This window comes from Micromonospora sp. DH13 (assembly GCF_020873825.1).
In the GTDB taxonomy this organism is placed as follows: domain Bacteria; phylum Actinomycetota; class Actinomycetes; order Mycobacteriales; family Micromonosporaceae; genus Micromonospora; species Micromonospora haikouensis.
In genome coordinates this window covers 18,267-32,415 of sequence record NZ_JAHWGR010000056.1, presented here as the reverse complement: position 1 = coordinate 32,415, position 14,149 = coordinate 18,267, and the positions used below count along the sequence as shown (strand labels likewise).

10 protein-coding genes and 1 pseudogene are annotated in these 14,149 nt (G+C 73.1%); 8 read left to right on the top strand and 3 right to left on the bottom strand.

The genetic code is table 11. The features are described from left to right. Positions 1-50: 50 nt before the first annotated feature. Together LPA42_RS31900 and LPA42_RS31895 are read right to left on the bottom strand one after the other, a co-directional pair. Positions 51-1,118 (bottom strand): NADH:flavin oxidoreductase/NADH oxidase, encoded by a 1,068-nt coding sequence (locus LPA42_RS31900; protein ID WP_077936678.1) that lies wholly within the window; start codon positions 1,116-1,118, stop codon positions 51-53. Positions 1,119-1,293: 175 nt separating this feature from the next. Then, positions 1,294-2,523: pseudogene (locus LPA42_RS31895) on the bottom strand (dicarboxylate/amino acid:cation symporter); the annotation flags it as partial. A 409-nt stretch (positions 2,524-2,932) separates the two neighbouring features. Here LPA42_RS31895 and pcaF point away from each other — a divergent pair. From pcaF to LPA42_RS31875, 4 genes are all read left to right on the top strand, one after another. Then, positions 2,933-4,138, top strand: coding sequence for a 3-oxoadipyl-CoA thiolase (gene pcaF, locus LPA42_RS31890; protein WP_077936679.1), 1,206 nt, complete (start codon positions 2,933-2,935; stop codon positions 4,136-4,138). A gap of 180 nt (positions 4,139-4,318) precedes the next feature. Beyond that, positions 4,319-5,131, top strand: coding sequence for an SAM-dependent methyltransferase (locus LPA42_RS31885; RefSeq protein ID WP_077936682.1), 813 nt, complete (start codon positions 4,319-4,321; stop codon positions 5,129-5,131). Between the two features lie 105 nt (positions 5,132-5,236). Further along, complete coding sequence (locus LPA42_RS31880) at positions 5,237-7,417, top strand: bifunctional diguanylate cyclase/phosphodiesterase (RefSeq protein WP_077936683.1); 2,181 nt, start codon at positions 5,237-5,239, stop codon at positions 7,415-7,417. After that, entirely contained in the window at positions 7,414-7,914 is a 501-nt protein-coding gene (locus LPA42_RS31875; protein ID WP_077936680.1) for a DUF456 domain-containing protein, read from the top strand. The genes LPA42_RS31880 and LPA42_RS31875 overlap by 4 nt, the downstream gene beginning before the upstream one ends. A gap of 772 nt (positions 7,915-8,686) precedes the next feature. Here the strand turns inward: LPA42_RS31875 and LPA42_RS31870 are convergent. Then, positions 8,687-9,496: a hypothetical protein gene (locus LPA42_RS31870; RefSeq protein WP_228987084.1), complete on the bottom strand. Its 810-nt coding sequence runs from the start codon at positions 9,494-9,496 to the stop codon at positions 8,687-8,689. Between the two features lie 300 nt (positions 9,497-9,796). On the opposite strand from LPA42_RS31870, the gene LPA42_RS31865 reads away from it, so the two are divergent. The 4 genes from LPA42_RS31865 to LPA42_RS31850 all read left to right on the top strand — a co-directional run bounded on the left by LPA42_RS31865 (position 9,797) and on the right by LPA42_RS31850 (position 14,053). Continuing rightward, positions 9,797-11,161: a glutamine synthetase family protein gene (locus tag LPA42_RS31865; protein ID WP_077936684.1), complete on the top strand. Its 1,365-nt coding sequence runs from the start codon at positions 9,797-9,799 to the stop codon at positions 11,159-11,161. 122 nt (positions 11,162-11,283) lie between these two features. Continuing rightward, positions 11,284-12,639, top strand: coding sequence for an aldehyde dehydrogenase (locus LPA42_RS31860; RefSeq protein ID WP_077936685.1), 1,356 nt, complete (start codon positions 11,284-11,286; stop codon positions 12,637-12,639). 5 nt (positions 12,640-12,644) lie between these two features. After that, positions 12,645-13,412, top strand: a complete 768-nt coding sequence (locus tag LPA42_RS31855) for a 3-oxoacyl-ACP reductase (protein ID WP_077936686.1) — start codon at positions 12,645-12,647, stop codon at positions 13,410-13,412. Between the two features lie 92 nt (positions 13,413-13,504). Further along, entirely contained in the window at positions 13,505-14,053 is a 549-nt protein-coding gene (locus LPA42_RS31850; RefSeq protein ID WP_077936687.1) for a pyridoxamine 5'-phosphate oxidase family protein, read from the top strand. The last annotated feature ends 96 nt before the right edge of the window (positions 14,054-14,149 follow it).

Sequence of the window (14,149 nt, the reverse complement as noted above, 5' to 3'; positions counted from 1 at the left end):
CGCCTGGAACGGTCGGCGCGGGCCACGGCGGCGGCGCGGGGCGGGTGAGGTCAGAAGGCGCGCTCGTACTGGGCGGGCCAGTCGGGCGTCGCGCCGAGCTTCGCCGCCGCCCGGCGGGGCCAGTACGGGTCGCGCAGCAGCTCCCGACCCAGCAGGACCAGGTCCGCCTCGCCGCCGGCCACGATCTGCTCGGCCTGCTCCGGCTCGACGATCAGGCCGACCGCGCCGGTCGCCACGCCCGCCTCCCGGCGGATCCGGGCCGCGAGCGGCACCTGGTAGCCGGGGCCGACCGGGATGGTGGCCCGGGGAGCCGCGCCCCCCGACGAGGCGTCCACCAGGTCGACGCCGGCCGCCGCCAGCTCCCCGGCGAGCACCACGCTGTCCTCGACCGTCCAGCCGCCCTCGGTCCAGTCGGTGGCGGAGATCCGGGTGAGCACGGGCACGCTCTCGCCGACCGTCGCGCGCACCGCGCGGGCCACCTCCAGGGCCAGCCGCATCCGGCCCGCCCGGTCCCCGCCCCAGCCGTCGGCGCGGTGGTTGGTCAGCGGCGAGAGGAACTCGTGCAGCAGGTACCCGTGCGCGGCGTGGATCTCCACGGCGGCGAAACCGGCGTCCACCGCGCGGCCGGCGGCGGTGGCGAACGCCTCCACCACCCCCGCGATCCCCGCCTCGTCGAGCGCGGTCGGCACCCGGTAGTCCGGCACGAACGGCTCCGCGCCGGGGCCGACCGGCGTCCAGCCGCCCTCGGCGTCGGGCACCCCGCCGCGCCGGGGCGCCCATGGCCGGTACGTCGACGCCTTGAACCCGGCGTGCGCGAGCTGCACCGCCGGCACCGCGCCCTGCGCCGCGACGAACGCGGTGACCGGCCGCCACGCGTCGACGTGCGCGTCGGACCAGAGCCCGACGTCCTGCGGGCTGATCCGGCCCTCCGGCACCACGGCGGTCGCCTCGGTGAGCACCAGGCCCGCACCACCCACCGCGCGGGAACCCAGGTGTACGCGGTGCCAGTCGGTCGGCAGGCCGTCGGGACCCGCGCTGTACTGGCACATCGGGGCCAGGGCGACCCGGTTGGGCAGGGTGACGGCGCGCAGCGCCAGGGGCGTGAACAGGCTGCTCATGTCGTGATCCTCTCCGGAACTGTCAGGCGGGGACGGGAGCCGGCTCACCGGCGCGGGAGGGCCGCCCGGCGTCACCCGTCCCGGGGTCGGCGAGGCCGCCGCGTCCGGCGTCGCCCGGCTCGGGGTCGGTGAGGTCGCGGCGTCCGGCGTCGCCCGGCTCGGGGTCGGTGAGGTCGCGGCGACCGGCCGAGTCGTACGCGGCCCGGTCGAGGGTGCCCTCGCGGGCGGCCACGATGGTCGGCACCACGGCCTGGCCGGCCACGTTGGTGGCGGTGCGGATCATGTCCAGGATCGGGTCGATGGCCAGCAGCAGGCCGGCGCCGGCCAGCGGCAGGCCCAGCGTGCTCAGGGTCAGGGTGAGCATCACGATAGCGCCGGTCAGGCCGGCGGTGGCCGCCGATCCGACCACCGACACGAACGCGATGAGCAGGTAGTCGCCGACGCCCAGGTCCACCCCGAAGACCTGCGCGACGAAGATCGCCGCGAGGGCCGGGTAGATCGCGGCGCAGCCGTCCATCTTCGTGGTCGCCCCGAACGGCACCGCGAACGAGGCGTACTCGCGGGGGACGCCGAGGCGCTCGACGGAACGCTGGGTCACCGGCATGGTGCCGACCGAGGAGCGGGAGACGAACGCCAGCTCGATGGCCGGCCACGCCCCGGCGAAGAAGCGCAGCGGGTTGAGGCGGCCGGCGGCGAGCAGCAGCAGCGGGTAGACCACGAACAGCACGATCGCGCAGCCGACGTACACGGCGGTGGTGAACTTCGCGAGCGGGGCCAGCAGGTCCCAGCCGTACGACGCGACGGCGTTGCCGATGAGGCCGAGGGTGCCGATCGGGGCGAGCCGGATCACCCACCACAGCGCCTTCTGCACGATGCTCAGCAGCGACCGGTTGAGCGCCACGAACGGCTCGGCGGCGTCGCCGACCAGCAGCGCCGCCGCGCCGACCACGAGGGCGAGGAAGACGATCTGGAGCACGTTGCCCTCGACGAACGCGCCGACCGGGTTGGTCGGGACGATGCCGGTGAGGAAGTCGGTCCAGGAGCCGGTGGTCTTCGGCGGGGCGGCGGCGCCCACGTCGAGGGTGACGCCCCGGCCGGGGTCGGTGAGCAGGCCGAGGCCGATGCCGATGCTCACCGCGATCAGCGCGGTCGCGCCGAACCAGAGCAGCGTCTTGAGCGCCAGCCGGGCGGCGTTGGCGACGCCGCGCAGGCTGACGACGCTGACCACGATGGCGGTGAAGACCAGGGGCGGCACGGCCAGCTTCAGCAGCTGGACGAACAGGTCGCCGACGGTGTCGAGGGTGCTGGCCAGCCAGCTCAGGTCGTTGGCGCGGGCGACGAAGCCCAGCGCCACGCCGAGCACGAGGCCGAGCAGGATCTGGAGGGAGAAGGGAAACTTGCGCAGGGCGGAAGCCATGGGAACGTCCAAGTGGGGTCAACGGCGGTCGGGCGGGCGTCAGGAGGAGACGGGCCGCGCCGGACAGACGCCGCTGGCCTGCCGTCGGAGGTCGACGTACAGGCGGACGGTGAGGTCCCAGACGTTGGTCATCGCCCGCCGACGATACGCCCAGCCGTTCGCCGGGTGGAAGGACCGCCCGGCGTGAGGCTCCTTACACAGCCAACCGTCGATGCGCCGGCCCGCGCTGTGGAAGCAGCGTTAGGAAGGGCCCCTTGTACAACAGAATGCGTTAACAGGGGGCCCCTCCTTGCACGGGCCGCGCGGGGCGGTCGCGGCGTGGATATCCTGGGGCCGCCTCGCCGCGACCCGGCGGGCCCGTTGAGTATCGGCCTTCCCACCCCGAAGGACTACGTCGATGACCGTGGCATATCTCGTGGCCGGTGTCCGCACCCCCATCGGCCGGTACGCCGGCGCGCTCGCCGGGGTGCGCCCCGACGACCTCGCCGCGCACGTGATCCGGGAGCTGGTGGCCCGCCACCCGTCGGTGGACTGGGCCCGCGTCGACGACGTGGTCCTCGGCTGCGCCAACCAGGCCGGCGAGGACAACCGCAACGTCGCCCGGATGGCGGCACTGCTGGCCGGCCTGCCCGGCGAGGTGCCCGGCAGCACCGTCAACCGGCTCTGCGGCTCGGGCCTGGACGCCCTGGCCACCGCCGCCCGGCAGGTCGTGGCCGGCGAGGCGGAACTGGTCGTGGCCGGCGGCGTGGAAAGCATGAGCCGCGCGCCGTTCGTCATGCCGAAGGCCACCGCCGCGTTCTCCCGGGCCGCCGAGGTGTACGACACCACGATCGGCTGGCGGCTGGTCAACCCGCTGATGGAGCGGGGCTGGGGCATCGACTCGATGCCGGAGACGGCGGAGAACGTGGCCGCCGAATTCGGCGTGGACCGCGCCGCGCAGGACGCGTTCGCGTACCGGTCGCAGCAGCGGGCCGCGAAGGCGCAGGCCGACGGCCGGTTCGCCGAGGAGATCGTGCCGGTGACCGTGCCGGCGGGCCGGCGCGAGACGAAGCTGGTCGACGTCGACGAGCACCCCCGGGAGACGACGCTTCCGAAGCTCGCCGCGCTGCCCACCCCGTTCCGTGCGGGCGGCACGGTGACCGCCGGCAACTCCTCCGGGGTCAACGACGGCGCGGTGGCGTTGCTGGTGGCCGGTGAGGCGGCGGTGGCCCGCTACGGTCTCACCCCGCTGGCCCGCGTCACGGGGGCCGCCGCGGCCGGCGTGCCGCCCCGGATCATGGGGATCGGGCCGGTGCCGGCGACCCGTAGGCTGCTCGACCGGCTCGGCGTCGGCCTCGACGCTGTCGACGTGATCGAGCTGAACGAGGCGTTCGCCGCGCAGTCGGTGGCGGTGCTGCGCGAGTGGGGCCTGCCCGAGGACGCCGAGCACGTCAACCCCAACGGTGGGGCGATCGCCCTGGGTCATCCGCTGGGGGCCAGCGGGGCCCGGCTGGCCCTGACCGCCGCTCTGGAGCTGCGCCGCCGCGACGCCCGCCGGGCGCTGGCGACGATGTGCGTCGGGGTGGGGCAGGGCATCGCGCTGATGCTGGAGTCAGTCGGCTGACCGGCCGCCCGGCAGCGGCCCGGTCGGGAAACAGACCTCGCGAATGGTGGAACCTGCGGCTTAGAGTGTGGAACACCACAGACCTGCGGGTCTGCCGGTCGGCGTGCCCGGCGTTCCCGTGCCGTGTCCGCCGACCGGCACGGCCCGTGGCGCGGCGACCACTGGCGGGAGCGACACAGGATGGCGGACGGACTTCCCACCGAGATCGACCTGAGTCGACCGAGCGCGGCCCGGGTCTACGACTACTTCCTCGGCGGCGCGCACAACTTCGAGATCGACCGGCAGTTGGCCGAGCAGATCGCCAGCATGACGCCGAACCTGGCCGCGACCATGCGGGCGGGCCGGGAGTTCCTGCGCCGGGCGGTCCGGGCGCTGCTGGACGCCGGCATCGACCAGTTCCTCGACATCGGCTCGGGGATTCCCACCGTCGGCAACGTCCACGAGGTGGCGCAGGCGGCGAACCCGAAGGCCCGGGTGGTCTACGTCGACATCGACCCGGTGGCGGTGGCGCACAGCCGGGAGCTGCTGGCCGGCAACGACCTGACCGGGGTGATCCACGCCGACCTGCGGCAGCCCGAGGCGATCCTCGCCGCGAGCCGGTCCATGGGCCTGCTCGACCTCGACCGCCCGGTCGGCATCCTGCTCGCCGGGGTGGTCCACTTCGTACCGGACGCCGACCGTCCCGCCGACCTCCTCGCCACCCTGCGGGCGGCAGCCGCCCCGGGCAGCTTCCTGGTCGTCTCGCACTCCACGTTCGAGGACCAGCCGCAGGAGATGCTGGACGCCCAGCGGCTCTCGGCGCGCACCGCCACCGAGATCACGCTGCGCTCCCGCGCCGAGATCACCGGCTTCTTCGGCGACTGGACGATCCTGGAGCCGGGCGTGGTGCACATGCCGCTCTGGCGTCCCGACTCGCCGTCCGACGTGGACGCACAACCCGAGCGGTTCGGCGCGTTCGGCGGCGTCGCCCGGTACGACCAGCCCGCCGGCTAGGCCGTCGTGACAGCCGTGCCGGAACCCGGCGGTGACGCCACAGCCCTGCCGGAGCCCGGAGGCGACGCGACCGCCACGCCGGCGACCGGCGACGACACCACCGCCGTGCCGGCGACCGGCGGCGGGGGCTTCAGCCGGGCCGGCGCCCAGTCGTACGCAGCCGCGTGGGCCCGCGCGGCCCGCCGGCTCGGCTTCGTGCCGCTCAGCGCGGCCGAGGCCGAGCGGCTGCTCCTAGAACATACGGAGCAACTGGCCGGGGCGCTGCTGGCCGAGGCGTTCACCGCCCGGCCGGCCGAGAGCGTCGGCCGGGCGCTGGTCGAGGCGCACCTGGCCGAGCCGGGCCTGCTCGACTGGTCGGTCGCGGCGCTCGGGGACCGGTTCGTCGCCCAGGTGCTGCCCGACCGGGCGGGCCGCCCCGGCACGGCCCAGCGGGTCGCCGCCCTCCAGGGTGGGCTCGCCGCCGGATTCGCCCGGGCGCTGCGCGACCGCACCTTCACCCAGCAGGAACGCATCGCCCGCAGCGCCTGGCAGGCGCGGGACCTCGTCGAGCAGGCGCTGCGCGACAGCGAGGCGCGGTTCCGGGCCGTCTTCGTCGGGGCGGCCATCGGCATCGGCATCGCCGGCGTCGACGGGCAGATCATCGAGGTGAACCAGGCGTTCGCCGACATGCTCGGCTACAGCGTCGACGAGCTGCGCCGCACGAACGTGGCGTCGTTGTTCCACCCCGACGACGCCGCCGGCATGTGGGAGCTCTACCAGGCGCTCATCGAGGGAAAACACGACGCGGCCCGGGTGGAGAAGCGCTACTACCGCAAGGACGGCAGCATCGTCTGGACGGACCTGGCCGTCTCGCTGATCCGGCACGACGACGGCCGGCCACGCTTCACCGTGGCGATGATCGAGGACATCACCGAGCGGTACGAGCTGCAACAGCGGCTGCGCTTCCAGGCGCTGCACGACCCGCTGACCGGCCTGCCCAACCGTACGCTGTTCTTCGAGACCCTCGGCCAGGTCCTCGCCGACGCGGGCCCGGACCACCGGATCGGGGTCTGCTTCCTCGACCTCGACGGTTTCAAGGCGGTCAACGATAGCCTCGGGCACGACCTCGGCGACCGGCTGCTGGTGGTGATCGCCCGGCGGCTGGCCGAGTGTGTCTCCGGGCACGGGCACCTGGTCGCCCGGATGGGCGGCGACGAGTTCGTCATCCTCGTCGACGGTGGCGAGGACCTCGACGACGCGGTGGGCGTCGCCGAGATGGCCCTCGCCGCGGTCTCCGCCCCCGTGCACGTCGGCGATCAGCAGCTGGCCGTCTCCGCGAGTATCGGCATCGTGGAGTGCCCGGCCGGGGAGACCAGCGCCTCGGAGCTGATGAAGGCCGCCGACACCACCCTCTACTGGGCGAAGGCCGAGGGCCGGGGCCGGTGGGCCGTCTACGACCCCGAGCGCAGCGCCCGCGACATCGCCCGCTCCGCGCTGGTCGCCGGCCTGCCCGCCGCGCTGGACCGGGGCGAGTTCGTGGTCCACTACCAGCCGATCGTGTCGCTGCTCGACTCGTCGATGGTGGCCGTGGAGGCGCTGGTCCGCTGGCAACACCCGGAGCTGGGCCTGGTCGGGCCGGACCAGTTCATCGGGTTGGCCGAGGAGACCGGGCTGATCGTCCGCCTCGGCGAATGGGTGCTCGGGCAGGCGTGCCGCGACGCCGAGGCGTGGCGTCGCGCGTACCCCGAGGCGAAGCTGGTGGTCAGCGTCAACCTGGCCGCCCGGCAGGCCAACGACCCGGCCATCGTCGAGACGGTGGCGGGCGCGCTGGGCCGCACGGGCCTCCCGGCCGCGCTGCTCCAGCTCGAACTGACCGAGAGCGCCGTGATGGGCACCGCCGGTGAGCCGCTGCGCGCGCTGCACCAGCTCGCCGACCTGGGCGTACGGCTGGCGATCGACGACTTCGGCACCGGATACTCGAACCTGGCGTACCTGCGGCGGATGCCCATCCACTGCCTCAAGCTCGCGGGGCCGTTCGTGGAGGGCATCCGGCCCGGCGACGCCTCCGCCGCTTCCTCCTCCGCCTCCTCTGACGACCACCGCGACGAGCGGATCGTGGACGCGCTGGTGCGGCTGGCGCACGCGCTGGAGCTGTGGGTGACCGCCGAGGCGGTGGAGACGGAGGCGCAGGCGGAGCGGCTGCGGTCGCTGCGCTGCGACACCGGGCAGGGGCGCTGGTTCGGCCCACCCGTGCCGGCGGCCGAGATCACCGCCCGGCTAAGCGACGATGCCGAGGGGGCACCGTGAGTCTCACCGATTCGCAGGCGGTGGTGTCGATCGTGGCCGCGCTGGCCATCCTGGCCGGGCTCGCCGGGGTGATCGTGCCGGGCCTGCCCGCGCTGCCGCTGTGCTGGGGCGGGGTGCTGGTCTGGGCGATCTTCGGCACCGCCGGGGCGGGCCGCTGGCTGGTGCTGGCCGCCGCCACGCTCGTCGCCGTCGGCGGAGCCGTCGTCAAGTACCTGTGGCCGGGCCGCAACCTGAAGAATGCCGGCGTGCCGACGTCGTCGCTGCTGGCCGGCGGGGTGCTGGGGCTGGTGGGCTTCTTCGTGATCCCGGTCGTCGGCCTGGTCGTCGGCTTCGTCGGCGGGATCTGGGGAGCCGAGCGGCTGCGGCTGGGCAGCAACCAGCTCGCCTGGCCGTCGACGGTGCACGCGCTCAAGGCCGCCGGGCTGTCGATGCTGGTGGAGTTCCTCGCCGGGCTGGTGATCGCCGTGCTCTGGGTGGGCGGGCTGATCCTCGCCTGAGCGTCCGGTGTGGCCGGTGTGGCGGCGCGGGGCGGTGCGCCGCGTGTGAGAGAGAGGTGAACGCCCCGCGCCGCCGCAGGCCGGGCGTTGCCGAGCGCCCGGCGGGGCCCGTCCGGATCGGGCCTGGTCACAGGCTCAAGGATGCGCGTCGCGGCCCGGTCGCGGCAAGGCGATTACGGGCCGTCCCGCTCTCCCCAGTGCGCCCCGACGGGCAGTCCTCGATTACCGGGGGCTAGGGCAGGTCACTCGCCCGTGACGCGGATGCCCCAGGAGCGCAGTTGCGTGTCGATCCGGTCCCGGGTGTCGTGGTTGGGCCTGCGCAGCGTCCAGATCTGGCCCACAAGGACGGCACTGTTGGGGCCCGAACCGTCCCACGGGCCGCCGTGGGGGTAGACGGCCAAGGCGCGACCTGGCCGAAGCCGGGCTGGGTCAGCCCCCGCCTCGCGGATCTCCTCTCAGCGATAGCTGCGGACGATCCGGCCCCGTGCCGGGTCAACAGGCCGGTCTCGTCGACCAGCAGCTCGTCGCCCCGCCGCAGCCAGGCGACGACCACGATGGCGAGCACCATGCCGAGCGGCCCGAGCGGGATGAGTACCGCCGGCCACACCCGCGAGGCGAGCAGCACCTCCACCTCGCCCCGGGTCCGCTCGTCCGCCCTTGCGCGCAGGTCTCACACGTTTCCGCTCCCAGCAGTGATCAGAAATCTTGTGTCAGTGATTGGTATCGATCATGACCGAAACCTCTTGTATCGCGCGAAGGGCCGGGACGGGTGTCACCATACGGTGATGTCGAACGTTACTTTTGTCGAGGGCTCGTAACTCTTGACCGTCAACCACGCCCACTTGTCCTCGGTCGTGCGGACGCAGATGGACAGGCCGATCTTCACCTGATCCCGCCGCACCACCTTGTCTTGGCGGTCGGTCGACTCCTCGCAGGTCGTCCAATTCGGTTCGCCCTTGAGGAGGACGACGTCGCCGGTGGTTTGCAGAGTGGCGGAGGTGGTCCCGAAGTAGATGTCGCCGCTCTCGTAGATGCTGGCGTTCTCCACATCCCAGTTCGGTGCCGACGAGTCCAGATCGAGCGTGTAGGTCTGCCGCAGAACGACGTTCCGGGCGACCCGGCTGGGACCGGGGGCAGTGGCCGTGGGGTCAGGTCCCGTGGGGTCAGGTCCCATGGGGGGCGGTGTGGGGGAAGTGGTTGGCGGCGTTTCGGGCGTGGAGGGCTGGGTGGTGATCGTCGGGGGCTGGGAGATGGCTGTGGGGGCGGGGGTCGACTGCCCGGCGGTGGCCTGGGCGGGCCGTCCGCCGCGGCCGACGAGCCGGTCGGTCGCGGCGCCTGTCACGGCCGCTACCACGATGAGGATCAACACCAGCATCGTTGCGCCGAGGGGGCGGCGTTGGGTCCAGAACCGACTTAGCGCCCAAGACGCCGCGGCCAGTCCGATGATTCCGACGGCCACGGTGGCCCAAGGCCCGACGCTCGTCAACCACTGCATGACTCCCGCCACTGCCCCGACGACACCGGCGATGGTCGACAGTAGGAGATTCCTGTTGTTCTGCGGCTGGTGATTGTCTTGGACCATGACCCGCTCTCTTGGGCGTCCCGACGTGGGCTCACAGGATAGCCATTCATGTGTCTGGCGGATCACCGGAGAACTGTTGGTTTCCCGACAGGCACCGATGGGGGTGGATTCGACGGTTCTCGCTCGAGGCGACGGTGATCAAGAAGCTTGTGTCAGGGAGCGGCACCGGTCCTGACCGAAATCTCTTGATCACGCGGTAAGGGGTGGGGGAGGGCCAGGGGTGGGGTTTGCCGGGGCGGCGGGGTGGGGCATTGACGGTGATCCGGTCAGGCAGTAGACCTTGGTGATGGAGGCCCGCGCATGAGCAGAGCACCGCTGTCCCTCGAAGAGTTACGGGCGGCGGTCGCCGCCGGCAAGCTCGACACCGTGGTGCTGGCCCTGGTCGACATGCAGGGCCGGTTGCAGGGCAAGCGGTTCCACGCGCCGTTCTTCCTCGACCAGGTGGTGGAGAACGGCAGCGAGGGGTGCAACTACCTGCTCGCCGTCGACGTCGACATGAACACCGTCGACGGCTATGCGATGTCGAGCTGGGAGCGCGGGTACGGCGACTTCGCCATGGTGCCCGACCTGGAGACGCTGCGCCGGGTGCCGTGGCAGCCGGGGACGGCGATGCTCCTGGCCGACCTGGCGTGGCTGGACGGGTCGGGCCCGGTGGCCGCCTCGCCCCGGCAGATCCTGCGTCGCCAGCTCGACCGGCTCGCCGAGCACGGGCTGACCGCGTACGCGGGCACGGAGCTGGAGTTCGTCCTCTACCGCGACTCGTACGAGGACGCCTGGCGGCGCGGCTACCGCGAGCTGACCCCGGCAAACCAGTACAACGTCGACTATTCGCTGCTCGGCACGTCCCGGGTGGAGCCGCTGCTGCGGCGCATCCGCACCGAGATGGCCGGCGCGGGCCTGACCCCGGAGAGCGCGAAGGGCGAGTGCAACCTCGGCCAGCACGAGATCGCCTTCCGCTACGACGAGGCGGTGGCCTGCGCCGACCACCACGTGATCTACAAGAACGGGGCGAAGGAGATCGCCGCCCAGGAGGGCATGTCGATCACCTTCATGGCCAAGCCGAACGCGCGGGAGGGCAACTCCTGCCACATCCACTTCTCGCTGCGCGACGCCGACGGGCGTTCGGCGATGCTCGGCGACGGGCCCGCCCACCTGAGCGTCACCGGGCAGCGGGTGCTGGCCGGGCTGCTGGACACGATGCGGGAGTTCAGCCTGCTGTTCGCCCCGAACGTCAACTCCTACAAGCGCTACCAGCCGGGGTCGTTCGCCCCGACGGCGCTGCGCTGGGGCACCGACAACCGCACCTGCGCGCTGCGGCTGGTCGGCCACGGCCAGGGCATGCGGGTGGAGAACCGGGTGCCGGGGGCGGACGTCAACCCGTACCTGGCGATCGCCGCCCTGGTGGCGGGGGCGGTGCACGGCATCGAGCGGGAGCTGGAGCTGGGCGAGGAGTGCACCGGCAACGCGTACGACGATCCGGCCGCCGAGCGGGTCCCCAGCACCCTGCGCGACGCGCTGGGCCTGTGGGAGTCCTCGACGATCGCCCGCGCGGTCTTCGGCGACGAGGTCCACGCCCACTACGCCAACATGGCGCGCGTCGAGCTGCGCGCCTTCGACGCCGCCGTGACGGACTGGGAACTCCAACGCGGCTTCGAGCGCCTCTGACCCACCCCTTTTCTCTCCCGCGATCTTGCAGTTGGGGCCCCTGCCATGGGAGCTTGGCGGCATTTGTGGGGGCCGAAACTGCAAGATCGCGGGAGCTGGAGAGGGAGGGCAGGGTGGGGGATGTGACGCGGGTGGTTGATCCCGCCAGCGGGACGGTGGTGGGGGAGGTCGTCGCCACGACGGCCGAGGAGGTCGATGCCGCCGTCGGGCGGGCCGCCGCCGCGTTTCCGCGGTGGCGCGACGTCGCGCCGGGGGAGCGGGCGCGCCTGCTGCGGCGGTTCGCCGCCCTGGTCGACGCGCACCTGGAGGAGCTGGCGCTGCTGGAGGTGCGCAACTCGGGGCACACCATCGGCAACGCCCGCTGGGAGGCCGGCAACGTCCGCGACGTGCTCGACTACTACGCGGGCGCGCCGGAGCGGCTGACCGGCCGGCAGATCCCCGTGCCCGGCGGGCTGGACATCACCTTCCACGAGCCGCTGGGCGTGGTCGGGGTGATCGTGCCGTGGAACTTCCCGATGCCCATCGCCGCCTGGGGGTTCGCCCCGGCGCTCGCCGCCGGCAACACGGTGGTGCTCAAGCCGGCCGAGCTGACCCCGCTGACCGCGCTGCGCCTGGCCGAGCTGGGCCGCGACGCCGGCCTGCCCGAGGACGTGTTCACCGTGCTGCCGGGCCGCGGCGACGTGGTCGGCGAGCGGTTCGTCACCCATCCGGCCGTCCGCAAGGTGTGCTTCACCGGGTCCACCGAGGTCGGCACCCGGATCATGGCCGGCTGCGCCGCCCAGGTGAAGCGCGTGACCCTGGAGCTGGGCGGCAAGAGCGCGAACGTCGTCTTCGCCGACGCCGACCTGGAGCGGGCGGCGGCCACCGCGCCGTACGCCGTCTTCGACAACGCCGGCCAGGACTGCTGCGCCCGGTCGCGGATCCTGGTGCAGCGCCCGGCGTACGACCGGTTCCTGGAGCTGCTGGAGCCGGCCGTGCGGGCGCTGCGCGTGGAGGACCCGGCGCGGGAGACGGCCGAGATGGGCCCGCTGATCTCCGCTGCCCAGCGGGACCGGGTCGCCGGGTACGTCGACGGGGCGCGGGTGGCCTTCACCGGCTCCCGCCCCGACGGCCCCGGCTTCTGGTACGCCCCGACGGTGCTGCTCGCCGACTCCCCGGCCGACCGGCACTGGCGGGAGGAGATCTTCGGCCCGGTCGTGTCGGTGCTCCCGTTCGACGACGAGGCGGACGCGGTCCGGCTGGCCAACGACACCGAGTACGGCCTCTCCGGCTCGATCTGGACCCGGGACGTGGGGCGGGCGCTGCGGATGGCGCGGGCGGTCGAGGCGGGCAACCTCAGCGTCAACTCGCACTCCTCCGTGCGCTACTGGACCCCGTTCGGCGGGATGAAGCGTTCCGGGCTGGGCCGCGAGCTGGGCCCGGACGCGCTGCACGCCTTCACCGACGTCAAGAACGTGTTCATCAGCACCGAGGAGTGAGCGTCATGCAGGGAAGACTGGCGGACCGGGTCGCCGTGGTGACCGGGGCGGGCAGCGGGATCGGGCTGGCCACCGCGCGGCGGTTCGCCGCCGAGGGGGCGCGGGTGGTCTGCGTCGACGTCGACGTGGCGGCGGGCGAGCGGGCCGCGCACGAGGTGGGCGGCGAGTTCGTCGCCTGCGACGTGGCCGACGAGGCGGCCGTGCGGGACCTGTTCGACGGGGTGGCGCAGCGGCACGGCCGGGTGGACGTGGCGTTCAACAATGCGGGCATCTCCCCGCCCGACGACGACTCGATCCTGGAGACGGGCCTGGACGCCTGGGAGCGGGTGCTGCGGGTCAACACGACGAGCGTCTACCTGTGCTGCAAGTACGCGATCCCGCACATGCGCCGGCAGGGCAAGGGCTCGATCATCAACACGGCGTCGTTCGTGGCGCTGATGGGGGCGGCCACCTCGCAGATCGCGTACACGGCGAGCAAGGGCGGGGTGCTGGCGATGACCCGGGAGCTGGGCGTGCAGTTCGCCCGGGAGGGCATCCGGGTCAACGCGCTGTGCCCCGGGCCGATCGCCACCCCGTTGCTGATGGAGTTGTTCGCCGCCGACCCGGAGCGGGCCGCCCGCCGCCTCGTGCACGTGCCGATGGGCCGGTTCGGCCAGCCGGAGGAGATCGCCGCCGCGGTGGCGTTCCTGGCCAGCGACGACTCGTCGTTCATGACGGCCGCGCAGTTCGTGGTCGACGGCGGCATCACCGGCGCGTACGTCACCCCGCTGTGAGGCGCGGCGGGGCCGGCACACACCCCGGCCCCGCCGTCCCGCCATGCGGAATGGCTGTCCCACTTTTCGGTAAGCGGTGCCAGGATGGCGACATGAAGGTTCACGAGGCCATCGACGGGCGGCTGCGCGCGTTCATCGAGGAGCAGCCCGTCTTCTTCGTCGCCACCGCACCCTCCGGGACCGACGGGCACGTCAACGTCTCGCCGAAGGGCATGCGCGGCACCTTCGTCATCCTCGGCCCGCACCAGGTGGCGTGGATCGACTTCCACGGCAGCGGCGCGGAGACGATCGCCCACCTGCGCCAGAACGGCCGCATCACGCTGATGTTCTGCGCCTTCGCCGGACCGCCGAACATCGTCCGGCTGCACGGCCGGGGCACGGCGGTGACGGTGGAGGACGACGGCTTCGCCGAGCGGCTCGCCGACTTCCCCGACCCGCCGGACCTGCACTCCGCCCGCGCGGTGATCACCGTCGACGTCGACCGGGTCAGCGACTCCTGCGGGTACGCCGTCCCCCTGATGCGCTACGAGGGCGACCGGGACCTGCTGATCCGCGCGCACTCCCGCCGCACCGCCGAGGACCTGGTGACCTACCGGGCCACGAAGAACGCCGCGAGCATCGACGGCCTGTCTGTCTTCTGACCCCCGGCGGCGTCCCGCGCGGATGAGACGCGGGTAACCAGCGCATCACGGCGGGGATGCGTTACGTTGCTGGTCCGTCTGGGTACAAGGCGGGTC